The organism is Leisingera sp. F5, assembly GCF_001593695.1.
In genome coordinates this window covers 69,773-88,399 of sequence record NZ_LUKH01000014.1, presented here as the reverse complement: position 1 = coordinate 88,399, position 18,627 = coordinate 69,773, and the positions used below count along the sequence as shown (strand labels likewise).

Here is an 18,627-nt window from a genome sequence, read left to right as displayed (position 1 = left end):
GGGGCCCTGGTGAAGCAAGCCAGGCTTACTTGATGCGGTACCAGTCAGCCGCGTTCCACAGCTCGCTGTCCCAGACGTTCAGGTCGACACCGCCCAGAGTGTTGGAATGCGCCGACAGGCGGCCGCGGTGGACCAGCGGGATCATGCCGCCGTTTTCGACCAGGATGTCATTCAGGCGCTTGCCGATTTCGGCGCGGGCCTCAAGTCCGGCGGTCTTGGTCAGCTCGGCGTGCAGCTGGTCGAACTCCTCGTTGCAGAAGCGCGAGATATTCTCGCCCTGCCACTGGGATTCGGGGCGGGGCGCCTTGTCGCACAGACCGTTCGCCAGATAGGCCTGCGGGTCGGTGCCGTCGAAGTTGTTGGCGTACATTTCCACATCGGCATAGAACTTCTGGAAGGTATCGGGCGAGCCCGGATCACCGCCGAAGAACACGGATGCGTTAACGTTGCGCAGCTCGGACTGGATGCCGATCTGGCCCCACCACTCCTTGATCAGAGCCTGGAAATCCTGACGCACGGCGTTGGTCGAGGTCTGGTACAGGATTGCCATCGGCTTGCCGTCCGGGGTTTCCCGTACGCCGTCGCCATTGGTATCCTTGTAACCGGCTTCTTCCAGCATCGCCTTGGCGCCTTCGATGTCCTGGGTGGAGCAGTCAAAGGTGTCGGATGCAAAGGCCGCAGGGGCAGGCACCCAGTTGCAGCCGACTTTGCCTGCTTTGCCGTAACCGATTTCCACCAGCAGCGGACGGTCTATGGCCATCGACATCGCCTTGTAGACCGCCGGGTCCTTCAGGAACGGATGCGGATGTTTGGCGGTGGCGCGCTCGCCCTCGGGCAGGCTCGGCGACGGGTCGGTCTGGTTCAGCATGATGCGTTCCACCAGCGAGCCGAAGCCGGCAACCGGCTTGCCCTTGCCGCCTGCTTCCATCTGGGCGATCACTTCCGGCGCCAGCTGCAGGTTCCAGGCATAGTCGAACTCGCCGGTTTCCATCACCGCGCGGCCCGCAGCGGTTGCGTCACCGCCGCCCTTGAACAGCACCTTGGCGAACGCAGGCTTGGCCGGATCGCGGTAATTCTGGTTGGCCGACATGGTGATCACGTCGTTCGGCTTGAATTCCTCGACCACAAACGGGCCGGTGCCGATCGGGCCAAAATTCGCATCCGTGCATTCCGGCGCCCGGGCACCCATGCAGTTTTCAAACTGGGCCTTCTGCAGGATCGGGCTCTCGCCACCGGAGAACGGGCCGTAGGGGAAGGGGGTCGGCTTGTCGAAGTTGACCTTGACGGTCATGTCATCCAGCAGCTCAACCGAGGTGACGCCTTCGAACTTGGTCAGCTGCGCACAGCCGCCTTCGGGATGCATGCAGTAATCGGCGGTGAATTTCACGTCATGGGCGGTGAAGTCGGTGCCGTCGGACCATTTGATGCCCGGCGCGACCTTCCAGGTGATCGAGGTCAGGTCCTCGCTGACGCCGCCATTTTCGACGGTGGGGATTTCCGTGGCCAGATAGGGCACCATTTTGCCGTCGGGGTCATAGCGGGCCAGCGGCTCGATCACCAGCGAGGCGGCCTGGATGTCCTTGGTGCCGCCGGACAGGAACGGGTTCAGGATCGACGGCGCTTGCCAATAGATGATATTGACCTGGCCGTCTGACCCGCGCTCGGCAAAGGCCGCTGGCGCGAGGGAGGCCGTGGCAACAGCCCCCATCAATAGGGATTTGAGTTTCATCACACTCTCCTTGTCGGACACGTTTCGTGTCTTATTTGTTGGCCGGACTCTTTGGCCCGGAGGATTGCCGCATCACTGCGGAAATGTAGCGTTCGCGCCTGCAAGCAGCCAAAAAACGAAGAAACTAAGCAGTCTTAACATTTTGCCGGGCAGACCGGCGCGGGGCGCATTGCGGGCAGCCACTGATGGTATCGAAGACCAGTTCACTGGAAATTGCAAATTCCAATTTCGATCACCCTATGCATTATTTGCATGAGCATTTTTGTGCAAAGTAGAGTTTACTCTGAAAGCTGAGGCCTCCGTTCCCGGCAGGCTTGGCAACAATAAGGCAGGGGAGCCGTCATGCTGGACAACACCATTGCGTCCATAAGAAATCTGCGTGTGGAGTTTCAGACCAAGGACGGCCCTGTCACCGGTGTTGAAGACGTGTCCTTTGATGTCAGCCCGGGCGAAACCGTTTGTATCGTGGGCGAATCCGGCTCCGGCAAGTCTGTGTCCTCGCTGTCGCTGATGCGGCTGGTGGAGTTCGGGGGCGGCGAGATTGCCGGCGGCGAATTGCTGTTCAATCGGCGCGAGGGCGGTGAAACCAATCTGGCCAGCACCGAACAGGAGATGATGAAGCAGATCCGCGGCAACGAGATCGGCATGATCTTTCAGGAGCCGATGACGGCGCTGAACCCGGTGTTCACCGTGGGCCGCCAGTTGACCGAAGGCCTGCGCATCCACAAGAACATGTCCAAATCCCAGGCCGAGGACCGCGCACTGGAACTGCTGAGCCAGGTCCGCATCCCCGAACCGGAGCGGCGGCTGCAGCAATATCCGCACGAGCTGTCAGGCGGCATGCGCCAGCGGGTGGTGATTGCCATGGCGATGGCTTGCGAGCCGCGGCTTTTGATCGCGGATGAGCCCACAACCGCGCTGGACGTGACCATCCAGGCGGAAATCCTGGCGCTGATGGACCGCCTGAAGCGCGAGACGGGAACGGCGGTGATGTTTATCACCCATGATATGGCCGTTGTGGCGCAGATGGCCGACCGCGTCGTTGTCATGTTCCGCGGCAACAAGGTTGAGGAAGGCTCCGTCGAGGAGATCTTCGAGAACCCCAAGCACGACTACACCAAGGCGCTGCTGGCGGCGGTTCCGAAACTGGGCGAGATGCGCGGCAAACAGTACCCCGAACCGATGAAACTGCTGGGCGTCGAGGGCCAGAAGATCGAACCGATCACGGGCACCGACGAGGTGCTGCTGGAGGTGCAGAACCTGACCACCCGCTTCCCGGTCAAGGGCGGCCTCTTGCGCCGCACCATTTCAAACGTCCACGCGGTGGAGGACGTGTCGTTCAAGGTCTTCAAGGGGCAGACCCTGTCGCTGGTGGGCGAATCCGGTTGCGGCAAATCCTCGGCCGGCCGCTCGATCCTGCGGCTGGTGGAGCCGGATTCGGGCAAGGTGGAGTTCGAGGGCCGCGATGTGCTGGGCTTCAACGCATCGCAAATGCACAAAGCCCGCCAGGACATGCAGATGATCTTCCAGGATCCGTTTGCCTCGCTGAACCCGCAGATGCAGCTGATCGATCAGGTGGCGGAACCGATCCGGAACTACGGCCTCGCCTCCGGTTCCGAACTGCACGACCGGGTCGCCAGCCTGTTCGACCGCGTCCACCTGCCGCGCAGCTTCATGCGCCGCTACCCGCACGAGATGTCCGGCGGCCAGCGCCAGCGCATCGCCATCGCCCGCGCGCTTGCTCTGAACCCCAAGCTGATTGTCGCGGATGAGGCCGTCTCGGCGCTGGACGTATCGGTGCAGGCGCAGGTTTTGAACCTGATGATGGAACTGCAGGCGGAGCTGGGCCTGTCCTTCTTGTTCATCAGCCACGACATGGCAGTGGTGGAGCGCGTCTCGCATCAGGTGGGAGTCATGTATCTGGGCCGCATTGTTGAGATCGGCCCGCGTGAGCGGGTGTTCGAGAACCCGCTGCACGCCTATACGCAGGCCCTGATGAAGGCTGTCCCGATTGCCGACCCGCGCCAGCGCAAATCGGAGAAAGAGCTGAACTTCAAACCGATTCCCTCGCCGATTCACGAGGTCGGCTACCAGCCGGAGCCGTCGGAATATCTGGAGCTTGAGCCAGGCCACTTCGTCCTGACCACAGATAGCGGATACTGACCATGGCAGCCAAACTGACCCCGCTGGAAATCATGCAAACGCTGGTCTCCTTCCCGACCGTGAGCCGGGACACCAACCTGCCGCTGGTGGATTGGGTGCAGGAATACCTGTCCTCCCACGGTATCGAAAGCCACCGCTGGACGGATCCGCAGCAGCCGCACAAGGCCGCCGTCTTTGCCCATGTCGGGCCATGGGAAGAGGGGGCCGTGGTACTGTCGGGCCATACCGATGTGGTGCCGGTGGACGGCCAGCCCTGGGACACGGACCCTTTCACCGTGGTGGAGAAGGGCGGCAAATACTACGGCCGCGGCACCTGCGACATGAAGGGATATGACGCGCTCGCCATCTGGGCGCTGGTGGAGGCGCAGACCCAAGGCGTGAAGCGCCCGCTGCAACTGGCGCTGAGTTTTGACGAGGAAATCGGCTGTACCGGCGCGCCGCCAATGATCGAGGCCATGCAACCGGTGTTGCCCAAAGGTTCAGCGGTGATCGTGGGGGAGCCGTCGATGATGCAGGCGGTGACCGGCCACAAGGGCGGCACCGGCTATGCCACCCATCTGGTCGGGTTCGAGGTGCATTCCTCTCTCATGCACACCGGTGTCAGCGCCATCATGCAAGGCGCCAGGCTGATCGACTGGGCCAACCAGCAGAATGCCCAGAACATGGCCAAGGAACCGGGTGAGGTGCAGGCGATGTTCACCCCGCCATGGACCACCTGCCATGTCGGCATGATCGAGGGCGGCACCGCCCATAACATCACCGCCAAGGACTGCCGCTTCATGATGGATTTCCGGGTGGTGCCGGGGGAAAACGCCGGTGATTGGGAGGCCGCCTATCTCGCCAAGGTGCGAGAGGTCGAAGCGGAGATGCAGATGATCCATCCGGACGCCCGCATTGATGTTTCCAAGCATTTCGACGTGCCCGGACTGGTTCCGGAACAAAACGGTGAGGCAGAGGCGCTGGCGCGCCGGGTGACCGGCGACAACGGCTCCCATGTGGTCAGCTACGGCACCGAGGCGGGCCAGTTCCAGCAGGCGGGCTACTCTGCCGTGATCTGCGGTCCCGGTGACATCGCGCAGGCGCATCAGCCCAACGAGTATATCACGGTGGCCCAGTTCAACGCGGGCCATGACTTCATGCGCAAGCTGGTGGAGAAGCTGAGCGGATACTTTCCTCTGCCTTGAATCCGGGCGTTTCGTACTCAGATTTGTGCGGAAGGTGTACAAGGGGTGTACAGGGCCTACACGCATGCCACCCCGGCACTGGCGTGTTCCGCCACGTCCCGGCGGGACCGCATACTTGCGAAGCTAAGTTTTATCGCGGACAGTCTGCCGCAACGGAACCTGAAACAAAAAGGGGAGGGGAAAATGCCGGCCAAGAACCGCTTTGCCGAGATGCACCAGGAGATCACAGCCTGGCGCCATCACCTGCACGAGAACCCCGAACTGATGTATGAGGTTCATGAGACCGCCGCCTTTGTGGTGGAGCGGCTCAAGGAGTTCGGGATCACCGATATCACCACCGGCGTCGGCCAGACCGGCGTGGTGGCGGTGATCGACGGCAAGACCAACACCTCGGGCCGCGCCATCGGGCTGCGCGCCGACATGGACGCCCTGCCGATCCCCGAGGCCTCGGGCGTGAACTACGCCTCCAAGACGCCAGGGGTGATGCACGCCTGCGGCCATGACGGCCATACCTCGATCCTGCTGGGTGCCGCCAAGTACCTTGCAGAGACACGGAATTTCGATGGCAAGGCGGTGCTGATCTTCCAGCCGGCCGAAGAAGGCGGGGCTGGCGGCAAGGCGATGTGCGACGACGGCCTGATGGACCGCTGGGGCATCCAGGAGGTCTATGGCCTGCACAATATGCCCGGCCTGCCGGTGGGCGAATTTGCCCTCCGTCCGGGTCCGCTGATGGCCTCTTCGGATGAATTCAACATCACCGTCACCGGCAAGGGCGGCCACGCCGCTGCACCTCATGACGCCATCGACACCACGCTGGCCGCCTCGCAGATCGTGGTCTCGCTGCACTCGATCGTGTCGCGCAACGTCGATCCCGTGAAACGGGTGGTGCTGACCGTCGGCACCTTTGAGACCGACAGCACGGCGTCGAACGTGATTGCCCATACTGCTAGGCTGCAGGGCACCGTGCGCACTCTGGATCCTGAATACCGCACCCAGGCCGAGGGTTGGGTGCGCCGGGTTGCTGAAAGCACGGCAGCGGCATTCGGCGCCAAGGCTGAGGTCGAATGGGTTCCTGGCTATCCCGTTACAATCAATGATGAAAATGGCACGGCTCATGCGGTGGAAGCGGCGCAGGCGGTCTCTGCCAAGGTCAACGCCGAGACCCCGCCGATCATGCCGTCCGAAGATTTCGCCTATATGCTGGAGGAGCGCCCGGGCGCTTATATTTTCCTTGGCAATGGCGACACCGAGATGTGCCACCACCCGGCTTATGTCTTTGATGACGAAGCGATTCCCTTGGGATGCAGCTGGTTTGCCGAGCTGGTGGAACGAAGAATGCCCGCGGCCTGAGGCTGCGGGGAAAAGACAACCAAAGGAGTGAAAGATGCCGGTCAAGAACCGCTTTGCCGAACTGCAGGATGAAATCACCGCCTGGCGCCGTGACATCCACGAAAACCCCGAAATCCTGTTCGAAACCCACCGCACCAGCGCGCTGGTGGCAGAGAAGTTGCAGGCGTTCGGCTGTGACGAGGTGGTGACCGGCATCGGCCGCACCGGCGTGGTTGGCGTCATCAGGGGCAAGGCGGACACCTCCGGCAAAGTGATCGGCCTGCGCGCCGACATGGACGCGCTGCCGATCCATGAGCAGACCGGGCTGGACTACGCCTCCAAGACCCCCGGCGCGATGCATGCCTGCGGCCATGACGGCCACACCGCGATGCTGCTGGGCGCGGCCAAGTACCTGTCGGAAACCCGCAATTTCGATGGCACCGTGGTGGTGATCTTCCAGCCCGCCGAAGAGGGCGGCGGCGGCGCCAAGGTGATGTGCGACGACGGTCTGATGGACCGCTGGGGGGTGCAGGAAGTTTACGGGATGCACAATTGGCCGGGCCAGCCGCTGGGCTCCTTTGCGATCCGCCCCGGCTCCTTCTTTGCCGCAACCGACCAGTTCGACATCACGTTCGAAGGCCGCGGCGGCCACGCAGCCAAGCCGCATGAGACCATCGACACCACCGTTCTGGCAGCGCAGGCGGTGCTGGCGCTGCAGACCATCGCCTCGCGCAATGCCGACCCGGTGCATCAGATCGTGGTCTCCGTAACTTCGTTCGAGACGTCGTCGAAAGCGTTCAACGTGATCCCGCAGAAGGTGCAGATCAAGGGCACCGTGCGCACCATGTCCAAGGAGATGCGCGACCTGGCCGAAAAGCGGATCAACGAAGTCTGCAACGGTATCGCGGCGACGTTTGGCGGCACTGCCGATGTCACCTATCACCGTGGCTATCCGGTGATGGTGAACCACGAGGCGCAGACCGAATTTGCCGCCAAGGTGGCGGCCAGCGTCTCCGGCTCCTGCGAGGACGCGCCGCTGGTGATGGGCGGAGAGGATTTTGCTTTCATGCTGGAGGAACGCCCGGGCGCCTATATCCTGATGGGCAATGGAGACACTGCGATGGTGCATCACCCGGAGTACAACTTCAACGACGACGCCATTCCCGCGGGTTGCAGCTGGTGGGCGGAGATTGTCGAGCAGCGGATGCCGGCAGCCTGATTAGAACGAGAGCGGGAGGGGGCTGTCTGCCCCCTCTTGAGCTTGCAGCTCAATTCACCTCCGAGGGTTAGTTGAAGTATTGCTTCTTTTCTCATCTCCGAGAGGATGAGGGTGGTCGGCTCCTCGGATGGCCATTCAGGGAGTTGGTGGCGGGCGGGCCTTCCCGAGGTATGACCCAGGACGCGGTCGCGGCGTATCTAGCGCCCCGCCACATCTATCAGGCTATCGGCTTGGTAGAGGGGCCTTCGCAGCTGAACATAGTCAAGGATCACGACAAAGAAATTGGACGTATTTACGATGAGGCAGATGTGCACCCGCATCGTTGCATTCGAAGTTTCCAATTCCGGCCTGACAGTTCACAGCTTGCCTGATGGTCAACAGGTCATCATCCCTAACACTGACGTAGCGGTAACGAAGCTGCTCAAGGCAAGAGCCAAGCTCTGTTCGGGGCTTGTCGTCTGCGAAGCTTCCGGCGGTGATGAGCGCCTTACTCTGAACGGCTGCGTTGCGCTCGGCCTGTCTGTTCATCGCGCATGATACGCGGACCCGGAACTTCGCACGGTATCTCGGCCTCGCTGCCGAGGCCGATGCTTTAGACGCATGGACGCTGGAACAATATGCCGCAAAGTCAGCGGGATTACGGCTCTGGCAACTGCCAGGAGCGGAATTGGTTGAGTGGCGGGCATTGCGGCGCCGGCGTGATAATCTGGCTCAGATGATCCGTACCGAACAAAAGTGACTGAAACATGCACAAACGAAGGAGGTTCAACGTTCATTGAAACGGCATGTCCGAACCATGACGAATGAAGTCGAAGAACTGGATGCGCGCATCTCCAAGCTTGTCGCCACCGCACCGGAGTTCCGGCGCAACCTGCGCGAGGAACCCTGCCAGTGGGCTACTCCCTGAAATTCGGACACTGACGTAAGCTACGATTTGCTGTCTGCTGATCTTCGACGAGGAGGAGATCAGCAGATGCCGAAACGGAAGAACCACTCGCCTGAGTTCAAGGCCAAGGTTGCGCTTGAGGCATTGAAGGGCGCGCGAACGGTCGCTGATCTGGCAAGCCGGTTTGGCGTTCATCCGACGATGATCCGCAGCTGGAAGCGGGCTCTTTTGGAGGGCGCGCCGGGCGTGTTCGAACGCGGCGGCAAGAAAGCCCCGGGGATTGACGAAGAACAGGTCAAGGAGCTGCACGCCAAGATCGGGGAGCTGGCCGCCGCCAATGATTTTTTGTCACGAAAGCTCAAACCTTGGACCGGCAAGCGAGGCGCCAGATGATCGAGCATGCCAACGCCAATCTGCCCGTTGGCAAGCAGTGCAAGCTGCTGTCGATCCCGCGGTCGTCGTTCTATTACCGGCCCAAGGGCGAGACGGCTCAGAACCTGATGTTGATGCAGCAGAGCGGCGAACAGTTCCTGGAAACGCCGTTCTTCGGTGTGCGGCAGATGACCTGGCATCTGCGCAATGAGGGACACTTGGTGAACGAGAAGCGGATCAGACGAGTGATGCGGCTCATGGGCCTCATGCCGATTTACCAAAAGCCCAATACCAGCAAGGCTGCGAAGGGGCACAAGATTTACCCCTGTCTGCTGCGCGGGTTGCGCGTGGGCCGGCCCAACCAGGTCTGGGCGGCGGACATTACCTACCTGCCGATGCGGCGCGTTCGCCATCGGGCTTGAACCAATGGCGCCTCAATGGCTCACTCCTGTATGTGGCGGCGATCATGGGCTGGTATACCCGCAAGGTGCTGTCCTGGCGCATCTCGAACACGTTGGAAGCGGACTTCTGTGTCGATGCGCTGAACGAGGCGATCCAGAAGTTTGGGCCACCGGAGATCATGAACACGGATCAGGGCAGCCAGTTCACGTCCTTTGTCTGGGCAGATTGTCATCGCCGCTCCGGCCTGCGCATATCAATGGATGGCAAGGGCCGGTTCCTCGATAATATCTTCGGCGAACGGCTCTGGCGGTCCCTGAAATACGAATGCGTCCACCTGCACGCTTGGGAGACCGGATCGGAGGCGAAGGCAGGCGTCAGAAAGTGGATCGAATTCTATAATCACAAACGCCCACATTCCGCCCTTGGCGGCAAACCACCGGCTGTGGTCTACTGGCTGCGACACGAAACAACAAACCCCGATCAGCAGGTGCAAAGAGTAGCTTAAATCACGCCAGATGCTGTCCAACATTTGGGGAGTAGCTCAGAGTTCCGGCGCAACCTGCGCGAAGAATCCTGCCAGCATAGGGGTCGCAGTCCTTCGCTGGGGCGGCTACGTACTGGAAAGATCGGGACAGAATGGACTTACGTGTAGCAGGATCGACCTCGGCTGATATAGAAATCCCGACTTCGGCTGACAGATTTCAGCGACGCTAGACAATGTGCAACATCTCACTTGCGAGCAGCAGCCGGTACATGCAAATGGGCTCTTTGGAAGCTTTCGCCGCGCGCCGCAAAAAACGGCGGCTTTGCTGAAAACGCAAAGGCATCGAGTATTCCGATATTTGAAGACTCCACGCTCGATGCCCTTGCTATTGTTGCGCCAGCGAATTGACTAAGCTCACAAGGTAGATACATCAGGCAAAAGGAAGAGGTTAATGCTCCAGCATTTCGCGGTAGATGGCGACCAGCGTATTGGCCTCCTTTTCCAGCGCGAAATTGGTCATCGCGTGCTTGCGTGCCGCCTCTGACCAATCTGACAGCTGCCCTTCCGTCGAGAGCACCTTGTTGATGGCCTCGACCATCTGGCCCACGTCACCCGGGTCTATCAGCAGGCCGGTTTCGCACGGCGCAATCAGCTCTTCAAAGGCGCCAACGCGGGTGGCAACCGCAGGCACCCCGCAGGACATCGCCTCCAGCGGGGTGAGGCCGAAGCCCTCCCAGCGTTGCGGCGCCACGTAGAGATCCAGCGCCTGATACCAGAGGGACACCTTCCAGACCGGCACCTCGGGCGGGAACAGCAGGCGATCAGAGAGGCCTGCGGCCTCCACCTTGGCGCGCAGCTCTTTCTCAAACGCCACATGCTTTTCAGTGGCGCGGCCCATGACCAGGCCCACCGCTTTGGGATGCGTTTTCAGCACCTTCAGCATCGCATCGACAAAGACGTCGGTGCCTTTCTGTGCCCGGATGCGGCCGTAGCAGCCAATCAGGACAGCGTCTTCGGGCAAGCCCAGTTTACGGCGCAACGCGGCTTTGTCGGCTGCGGGGGAGAATTCCTCGGTATTGATCCCGTGATGCACAACCTGCACCGGCTTTTCCAGATAGGCGGCGCCTTTGGCCGAGGTGGCGATCACCCGGTCCATTCTGGAGATCAGCCATTTGGTATAGCCGGAGTGATGCCGCTGCGAGGCGGAGGTGAACAGGAGTTTCAGGCGTTTGCCCAACAGGTATTTCAGGGCCAGCCCGCCCAGCATTTCGAGATTGCGGCGGGCGTGCCAGACACGGGCGCCGGCAGGGCCGTTGCGGGACATGAAGATCAGCTGGGACAGGGGCAGATGCGGCATGCCGCCAGGCAGCCCGCTGCCTGCTGTGGCAATCGCGATCTGCTGGCGCTGCAGCGGCACCAGCCGCACGATGGTGGAGGTGACGCCAGACAGGCGGCGCTTGAAGTTCGGTGCGATGACTTCGATCGCATTGGCGTCAGTGAATGCCATCACGGTCTCCATCTTGGGGCAGAAGCGCCAGCAGGGCGTCCACCGTCTCGTCCAATTGATCCGACTGGCGGGAGATAAATTGCCGGGCGGCATCACATGCGGCTTGGAAGACCTTCGGCTGTTTCAGCCAATTGGCAACCTGATCGGTCAACTCTGCCGCGGACCGGACCTCAGCCGCGGCGCCAAGGGAGGTCAATTCGCTATAGGTTTCGGCGAAGTTGTAATGACCTGTGCCGCTGATCACAGCTGCACCGGCCTGCATCGGTTCAAACGGATTGTGGCCGCCGATTTCGCGCAAGGAGCCGCCAAGGAACACCAGCGGGCTGAGGGCATACCAGGTGCCGACCTCGCCCAAAGTGTCTGCCAGATAGACCTGGGTGGCGGCCCCGGGCATGACGCCCTTGCTGCGCCGCGCGCAGGACAGGTCTGCGCCTTTCACCAAAGCCTCTACCGCATCGCCGCGTTCGGGGTGGCGTGGAGCGAGCAGCAGGCACAGGTCCGGGTGCTGTTTCAGCAGCGCTTTATGTGCCTCCAGCACGGTCTCTTCCTCTCCCTCGTGGGTGGAGGACGCGATCCAGACCGGGCGCTCACCGATGTTTCCGCGCAGCTTTTCCAAGCTGCCCTGGTCGACCGGCAGCGGCGCCGAGACGGCCTTGAGGTTGCTGCCGGGTCGGACGCGTTCGGGATTGGCGCCCATCGCCTGCAGGTTCGATGCTGTCTTAGCATTTTGTGTCACCAGGAGATCGAATTGATCCAGGATGAAACGTGCCGTGTCCGGGCGTTTTTGCCAGCCCTCTACCGACCTGTCCGACAGCCGGGCATTCAGCAGCACCAACGGGCAGCCCATCTTGCGGGCGCGCACCAGCATTTGCGGCCACAGCTCGCTTTCGACAAATACCCCCAGATCGGGGCGCCAGTGCGCCAGAAACCGGTCCACAGCGGCAGCGGTGTCCAGCGGCGGGAACTGGTGGCGGCAGCGCGGCGGCATCCGTTTGGCAATCAGCTCAGCCGAGGTCGGGGTGCCCGAGGTGATCAGAAACTCCGCATCCGGCGCCTGTTCGCCCATGCGCTTGATAAGTGTCAGCACTGACAGGCTCTCGCCGACCGATGCGGCGTGGAACCACACCAGCGGACCGGCGGGGCGGGGCAGGGAGGCGTGGCCGAGGCGCTCGCGCACGCGCTCTTCCGGCAGGCCATAGCCGCGCAGCTTGGCCGCCACCTTGCGCCAGGCGAAGGGGGCAATCAGCGCGCTGACGCCGCAATACAATGAATAAAGCAGCGTCGGCCGCGCGGGCGATTCACTGGACATGATCAGCCGCCGGTGTGGCTCATATGGCGGGACATCTGGCCGCCGGCTTCCTGCCGCGAATAGTCGAAATCATGACCGCGGGGCTTGTCGCCGATGGCGGCGCGGATCGCGGCCTCCAGCACGCCGGCGCCTTCCTCATTGGCACGCAGCGGCGCGCGCAGGTCGGCTTTGCCCTCCTGGCCGAGACAGGTGTAGATCTCGCCGGTGCAGGTCACCCGCACCCGGTTACAGCTTTCGCAGAAGTTATGGGAGAGCGGGGTGATGAAGCCGATTTTCTGGCCGGTTTCCTCCAGCCGCACATAGCGGGCCGGGCCGCCGGTGCGCTCGGCCAGATCGGTGACGGTATAGTGGTTTTCGTATTCCGCGCGCACGTCTTCCAGAGACCAGTATTGGCCGATGCGCTCCATCGCGCCGATATCCTCGCCCATCGGCATCACCTCGATCCAGGTGAGGTCGAGGCCGCGTTCGGCACACCATGCCGTGATCACGGGCAGCTCTTCTTCGTTGAAGCCTTTCAGCGCCACGGCGTTGATCTTGACCTTGAGGCCAGCCTTTTGCGCGGCATCAATGCCTTTCAGCACCTGTGGCAGGCGGCCCCAGCGGGTGACATTCGCAAACTTCTGCTCGTCCAGGGTATCGAGCGAGATATTCACCCGGCGCACCCCGGCGGCATAAAGATCATCAGCGTATTTCACCAGCTGCGAGCCATTGGTGGTCAGTGTCAGCTCCTTCAAGGCGCCGGTGTCCAAATGGCGGCTCATCGACTGGAAGAAGGTCATGATGCCGCGCCGGACCAGCGGCTCACCTCCGGTGATCCTGAGCTTCTCGACGCCCAGCCGGATGAAGGTGGAACACAGCCGGTCCAGCTCCTCCAGGGTCAGAAGATCCTTCTTGGGCAGAAAGGTCATATTCTCGGACATGCAATAGACGCAGCGGAAGTCGCAGCGGTCGGTGACCGAGACACGCAGGTAAGTGATTGCGCGGGCGAAGGGATCAATAAGCGGTGCCGTCATGCCTCCTAGGTAAAGCGGGGCACCGCCCGCGGCAAGGGGGGACGGCATTTGTGTCTGGCAAAGAGTTTCGCAGCTGGCTAGGGTCGCCCCATGCGTATGACAGTCATTTCCCTTGCTTCGATTTCCCTGCTGGCGGCCTGCGAAGGCATTCAGCTTAATTCGTCCATTCTCGGCGGTCAGGGCGCGCCGGCGGCGGTTGAGCCGCAAGACCCGGTGCTGCAGCCGGCCCCCGGCGTCGATGTGGCTGAGGCGGACCCCGCCTTGCCAGCCGCGCCGTCGTTCCGCGGCTCTGCAACCACGGTGGCCTCGCTGGGCGATCCGTCGCTGCCTGGGCTGTGGATGGAAACACCGCTGGTGGCTGCTGAACAGCAGGCGTTGGTACGCACCAGCCGCAATACCCAGGTGGTGCTGACGCTGAAGCCCGCCCCGGGGGCGGAGTCCGGGGGCAGCCGCCTGTCAATCGGCGCCATGCGTGCACTGCAGCTGCCGCTGACTGAACTGGCCGAAGTGCAAGTCCTGCCCGCAGGCTGAGTCTTCTTGAGAAGGCGGAAGCGCCCGCCCTGTTGGGGCGGGGCGGGCAGCTGTGCGGCAGGGCTAGGCGTCTTTCAGGTATTTGGCCGCTTCCTTGCGGGCGAAGGCTTTCATCGCTGGTCCGTGTTCCGCCAAGAAGGCGGACGTGCGGTCCGCGTCATGTTTGCTGAGGTCGCGCAGCCACCAGCCGATGGCCTTTTGGATGAACCAGTTCCGGTCCGGCACATAAGACGCCGCCCAGCCCAGGACGCGTTCGCGGTGCTGCTGGTCTGCGGGCTTCAGATTGTTCATCTTGGCCCAGGGCAGGGTGGCCACAAGGGCGGCGCGGCGGGTCCACATGTGATCTGACTGCGTCCAAGCCTCGACCGTGTCCAAGCGGTCCGGCATTGCCTGCAGCCGTTTTGAAATGGCGGAACAGGCGTGATCTGCGATGGCCCAGCTGTCAAAATCCGGCACCCAGGATTGCAGCAAGTCCCATGCGGCTGCGTCTTCCCTGATCCGCGCCTGGGTCAGCAGCTTGGCGGCGGCGATGCGGGCTTCGAAGATATTGGTGCCCCACAAGGCACTTGCCAGCTCCACGCGTTGTTCCAGGTTCAGCGACTTCCGCCAGGATTTGGTCAGCTCATTGGTGGCCGGATTCGGCACTCCCAGCACTTCGCGGCTTTGCTTGTGATAGGCGGCCATCTGCTCAGCCCGGCTGGGTTCGGCCAAAACTTTGAGTTGGTCCAGATGCGTGTCCAGCATGTCATTGCTTGCCACGGAAGTCACACCGGCACCCCTGTGGGCTTGCCATCAATGGTAGATCGGTTCCTGTCCGACCAATAGGCGCGGATGTCGTCGTCCGATTTGTTATCGACCCATTTTTGCATGGTGTCGCGCTCGGACTGATACTCCATCAAGGGCACCGCATAGCCGCAGGAGGTCTGCACCAGATCCACTGATACATCAAAGATCTGCCGCGCACTGCGGTGGGCGGGGAACAGGGCGGCCAGTTCGTCCCAGCCGTCATCGCCTGCGTGCAGGATCCTGGCGGTGCCGTAGGCCCGCAGGATCATCGGGCGGGTGGTGAAGGAGCACCACATCAGGGTGATCCGGTTCACCTCCAGCAGGTGGCCTGCTGTTTCATTGCCGCTGCCGGTCAGGTTCATCCAGATAACCCGGTTCGGTCCCAGAACCCGCAGTGAATCCATCCCCTTGGGGGAGATGTTCACGCGGCCCTCCGGTCCGGCCGAGCCGGTGAAGAACATGTGCTGCTCTTCGATAAATTTGCGGTGCGTTTCTTCGATCTGCGGGAACTGCTTGGCCATGCCTCACTCCACCGTCACGGATTTTGCTAGGTTGCGCGGCTGGTCCACATCGGTGCCTTTTGCCACCGCGGTGTGATACGCCAGGAGTTGTGCCGGGATCGCATAAAGAATCGGGGTCAGCGCTTCCTTAATGCGCGGCATCCGGATGGCGCACCAGACATCCTCGCCCGCCTCGTCGATGCCGTCCTGATCCGAGATCATCAGCACCTTGCCCTTGCGTGCCAGCACCTCCTGCATGTTGGAGACCGATTTGTCGAACAGCGAATCCCGCGGCGACATCACCACCACCGGCATGTGTTTGTCGATCAGCGCAATGGGGCCGTGCTTCAGCTCGCCGCTCGCATAGGCTTCGGCGTGGATGTAGCTGATTTCCTTCAGCTTCAGCGCGCCTTCCAGTGCCAGCGGGAACATCAGGCCGCGGCCCAGGAACAGGACGTCGCGGGCTTCGCTCACCTTCTGCGCGGCCTGGCGGATCGCTTCGTTCTGTTCCAGCGCGGAAGACAGCACATTGGGCAACCCGCGGATCGCGGTGGCGTAGTCTGCCATTTCCTCAGCGCTGAGGTGGCCGCGGTCGCAGGCGGCTTTCAGCGCCAGCGCAAGCAGCACTGTCAGCTGGCAGGTGAAGGCCTTGGTCGAAGCCACACCGATTTCCGGCCCGGCATAGATCGGCAGCGCCAGATCGCTTTCCCGCGCGATGGAGCTTTCGGGGACGTTGACCACCGACAGGATCTTGTCCGCCTTTTCCTGGCAATAGCGCAGGGCGGCCAGAGTATCGGCGGTCTCGCCCGATTGAGAGACAAACAGCGCCAGCGTCTTGCCCGGGATCGGCGGCTCGCGGTAGCGGAATTCCGAGGCGATATCGACCTCGACCGGCAGCCGGGCAATCTGCTCGAACCAGTATTTGGCAGTGACGCAGGCGTAATAAGCGGTGCCGCAGGCGACCATGGTCAGCCGCTCGACCTGAGAAAAGTCTACGTCTCCGGGCAGGCGGACGGCATCTTCTTCAACCGGCAGGTAGTGGCGGATGGCCTCGGCAATCACATGCGGCTGCTCGGCGATTTCCTTGGCCATGAAATGCTTGTGCCCGGCCTTGTCGACCTGGGTGGCGTCGATCTGGATCGTCTTGGTCTCGCGGTTCACCAGGGCACCGTCCGCATTGCGGATTTCGGCGCCCGCGCGGGTGACCACGGCGCGGTCGCCTTCCTCCAGATAGGTGATCTGGTCGGTAAACGGTGCCAGGGCAATTGCGTCGGAGCCCACAAACATCTCGCCGTCGCCATGGCCGACCGCCAGCGGCGAGCCTTTGCGGGCAGCGATGATCAAGTCTTCCTCGCCTTCAAACAGAAAGGCCAGCGCAAAGGCGCCTTCCAGCTGGTCCAGCGTCTTAAAGGCGGCATCTGCAGGGGAAAGCCCCTCCTGCAGATAGCGCTCGGTCATCAAGGCGACGGTTTCAGTATCGGTCTCGGTGCGGAATTCCATGCCGCAATTCAGCAGCTCGGCGCGCAGGTCCTTGTAGTTTTCGATGATGCCGTTGTGGACGACGGCCACAGCACCCGCCCGGTGCGGATGCGCGTTGCCGACCGAAGGCGCGCCATGGGTGGCCCAGCGGGTGTGGCCGATACCGGATTTGCCAGCCAGCGGCTCATGCACCAGCAGATCGCTGAGGTTCACCAGCTTACCCACGGCACGGCGGCGGCGCAGTGCGCCGTTGTTCACGGTGGCGATGCCTGCGCTGTCATAGCCGCGGTATTCCAGCCGTTTCAGCGCCTCGACCAGGATCGGGGCGGCTTCGTGATTGCCCAATACGCCGACAATTCCGCACATCACTTGGCTCCCTTCTGCAGGCGGGCTTTCTTGGCGCGCAGGATATCCATCAGCTTGCGCGCGCGGCCCGGTTTGTTGGTCTGTTCGGCGCGGGCCAGGGCCAGATCGCCGTCTTCGACATTCTTTGTGATCACCGTGCCAGTGGCGGTCATTGCCTCGTTGCCGATCCGGACCGGCGCCACCAGCATGGTGTTCGATCCGATAAAGGCGCGGGCGCCGATCTCGGTGCGGTGCTTCATCACACCGTCATAGTTACAGGTAATCGTGCCCGCGCCAATGTTGCTGGCCTCACCCACCGAGGCATCGCCAATATAGCTGAGGTGATTGACCTTGGCGCCTGCAGCGATTTCCGCGTTCTTGATCTCGACAAAGTTGCCAATGTGGGTGTCCTCGGCCAGTTCCGCGCCGGGGCGCAGGCGGGCGTAGGGGCCAACCTTGGCGCCGCGGCTGACATGACAGCCCTCCAGATGCGAAAACGCCCGGATCAGCGCGCCGCTTTCCACCGTCACACCGGGGCCGAAGACCACATTGGGTTCAATCACCGTGTCCCGCCCGATGATGGTGTCAAAGGCCAGATACACGGTGTCCGGTGCCATCAGGGTGACGCCCAGATCCAGCAGCTCGGCCCGTGCGCGGGCCTGAAACAGCGCATCCGCCTGGGCCAGTTCCGCGCGGGAGTTGACACCCAGCGTCTCGGCCTCATCGCAGGAGACCGCTGTCACCTTCAGCTTTTCCCGCCGGGCCAGTGCCACCAGATCGGTCAGGTAGTATTCGCCCGAGGCGTTTTCATTGCCGACCTTGGCAACCAGATCAAACACCGCGCGTGCCTTGCCGGCCATCAGGCCGGAGTTGCAGAAGGTGAGAGCGCGCTCCGCGTCGCTGGCGTCCTTGAACTCGACAATCCGTTCCAGGCTGTCGCCGTCCATCACCAAGCGCCCATACCGGCCGGGATCGGCGGCCTCGAACCCCAGAACCACCAGATCAGCGCGCTGGCGGGCCTCGATCATGCGTTCCAGTGTCTCTGCACTGACAAATGGTGTGTCGCCATACAGCACAACCACATCGCCCTCGAAACCGTCCAGTGCCGCACGCGCCTGGTCTACGGCGTGGGCGGTGCCCAGCTGCTCTTCCTGCAATACGACCTCTGCCGTTTCGTCAATTGCAGCAACGGCTTCACGCACTGCCTCTGCCCCGTGGCCTGCAACGATAATGGTGCTCTCCGGCTCCAGCGCGCGGCCTGCGGCCAGTGCGTGCTCCAGCATCGGCGCCTGTGCAATCGGGTGCAGGACTTTGGGAAGGTCGGAGTTCATCCGAGTGCCTTTTCCGGCCGCCAGGATGACAAGGGCAATGCTCATAATCGCTTTTCTC

General features: G+C 62.2%; 14 protein-coding genes and 1 pseudogene. 7 read left to right on the top strand and 8 right to left on the bottom strand.

Annotated features, from left to right (window positions below):
- Window positions 1-25: 25 nt before the first annotated feature.
- On the bottom strand, window positions 26-1,729 hold the full coding sequence (locus A2I95_RS11970; RefSeq protein ID WP_291729978.1) for a peptide ABC transporter substrate-binding protein: 1,704 nt from the start codon (window positions 1,727-1,729) through the stop codon (window positions 26-28).
- Window positions 1,730-2,071: 342 nt separating this feature from the next.
- Here A2I95_RS11970 and A2I95_RS11965 point away from each other — a divergent pair, with 342 nt between their 5' ends.
- From A2I95_RS11965 to A2I95_RS11940, 6 genes and pseudogenes are all read left to right on the top strand, one after another.
- Window positions 2,072-3,892, top strand: a complete 1,821-nt coding sequence (locus A2I95_RS11965; RefSeq protein ID WP_291729977.1) for an ABC transporter ATP-binding protein — start codon at window positions 2,072-2,074, stop codon at window positions 3,890-3,892.
- Window positions 3,893-3,894: 2 nt separating this feature from the next.
- A complete protein-coding gene (gene argE / locus A2I95_RS11960) occupies window positions 3,895-5,076 on the top strand; it encodes an acetylornithine deacetylase (protein ID WP_291729976.1) in 1,182 nt (393 codons plus the stop codon).
- Window positions 5,077-5,259: 183 nt separating this feature from the next.
- The gene (locus tag A2I95_RS11955; RefSeq protein ID WP_291729974.1) at window positions 5,260-6,426 is read left to right on the top strand and encodes a M20 aminoacylase family protein; all 1,167 of its coding nucleotides are present in this window, start codon (window positions 5,260-5,262) and stop codon (window positions 6,424-6,426) included.
- Window positions 6,427-6,460: 34 nt separating this feature from the next.
- Window positions 6,461-7,624, top strand: coding sequence for a M20 aminoacylase family protein (locus tag A2I95_RS11950; protein WP_291729973.1), 1,164 nt, complete (start codon window positions 6,461-6,463; stop codon window positions 7,622-7,624).
- Window positions 7,625-7,930: 306 nt separating this feature from the next.
- Window positions 7,931-8,161, top strand: coding sequence for a hypothetical protein (locus A2I95_RS11945; protein ID WP_291729971.1), 231 nt, complete (start codon window positions 7,931-7,933; stop codon window positions 8,159-8,161).
- A gap of 436 nt (window positions 8,162-8,597) precedes the next feature.
- A pseudogene (locus tag A2I95_RS11940) lies at window positions 8,598-9,789 on the top strand (IS3 family transposase).
- A gap of 427 nt (window positions 9,790-10,216) precedes the next feature.
- Here A2I95_RS11940 and A2I95_RS11935 read toward each other — a convergent pair.
- Genes A2I95_RS11935 through moaA form a run of 3 tightly spaced genes read right to left on the bottom strand, consistent with a single transcriptional unit; the run spans window position 10,217 to window position 13,597 of the window.
- Window positions 10,217-11,275: a glycosyltransferase family 4 protein gene (locus A2I95_RS11935; RefSeq protein ID WP_291729970.1), complete on the bottom strand. Its 1,059-nt coding sequence runs from the start codon at window positions 11,273-11,275 to the stop codon at window positions 10,217-10,219.
- Window positions 11,262-12,584 carry a 3-deoxy-D-manno-octulosonic acid transferase gene (locus tag A2I95_RS11930; protein WP_291729968.1) on the bottom strand — a complete coding sequence of 441 codons (1,323 nt, stop codon included), beginning with the start codon at window positions 12,582-12,584 and terminating at the stop codon, window positions 11,262-11,264. Before A2I95_RS11930 ends, A2I95_RS11935 begins: the two co-directional genes overlap by 14 nt.
- A gap of 2 nt (window positions 12,585-12,586) precedes the next feature.
- On the bottom strand, window positions 12,587-13,597 hold the full coding sequence (gene moaA, locus A2I95_RS11925; RefSeq protein WP_291729967.1) for a GTP 3',8-cyclase MoaA: 1,011 nt from the start codon (window positions 13,595-13,597) through the stop codon (window positions 12,587-12,589).
- Window positions 13,598-13,687: 90 nt separating this feature from the next.
- Between moaA and A2I95_RS11920 the strand changes: the two genes are divergently transcribed.
- Window positions 13,688-14,128 (top strand): hypothetical protein, encoded by a 441-nt coding sequence (locus A2I95_RS11920; RefSeq protein WP_291729966.1) that lies wholly within the window; start codon window positions 13,688-13,690, stop codon window positions 14,126-14,128.
- Window positions 14,129-14,191: 63 nt separating this feature from the next.
- On the opposite strand, the gene A2I95_RS11915 is transcribed toward A2I95_RS11920, so the two are convergent.
- The 4 genes from A2I95_RS11915 to glmU are packed head-to-tail and all read right to left on the bottom strand — an operon-like array spanning window position 14,192 to window position 18,614.
- Window positions 14,192-14,872, bottom strand: a complete 681-nt coding sequence (locus A2I95_RS11915; protein WP_291730020.1) for a DNA alkylation repair protein — start codon at window positions 14,870-14,872, stop codon at window positions 14,192-14,194.
- Between the two features lie 20 nt (window positions 14,873-14,892).
- Window positions 14,893-15,435 carry a pyridoxamine 5'-phosphate oxidase family protein gene (locus A2I95_RS11910; protein ID WP_291729965.1) on the bottom strand — a complete coding sequence of 181 codons (543 nt, stop codon included), beginning with the start codon at window positions 15,433-15,435 and terminating at the stop codon, window positions 14,893-14,895.
- A gap of 3 nt (window positions 15,436-15,438) precedes the next feature.
- Window positions 15,439-17,259: a glutamine--fructose-6-phosphate transaminase (isomerizing) gene (gene glmS, locus A2I95_RS11905; RefSeq protein ID WP_291729964.1), complete on the bottom strand. Its 1,821-nt coding sequence runs from the start codon at window positions 17,257-17,259 to the stop codon at window positions 15,439-15,441.
- Window positions 17,259-18,614, bottom strand: coding sequence for a bifunctional UDP-N-acetylglucosamine diphosphorylase/glucosamine-1-phosphate N-acetyltransferase GlmU (gene glmU, locus A2I95_RS11900; protein WP_291729962.1), 1,356 nt, complete (start codon window positions 18,612-18,614; stop codon window positions 17,259-17,261). The genes glmS and glmU overlap by 1 nt, the downstream gene beginning before the upstream one ends.
- Window positions 18,615-18,627: the final 13 nt, after the last annotated feature.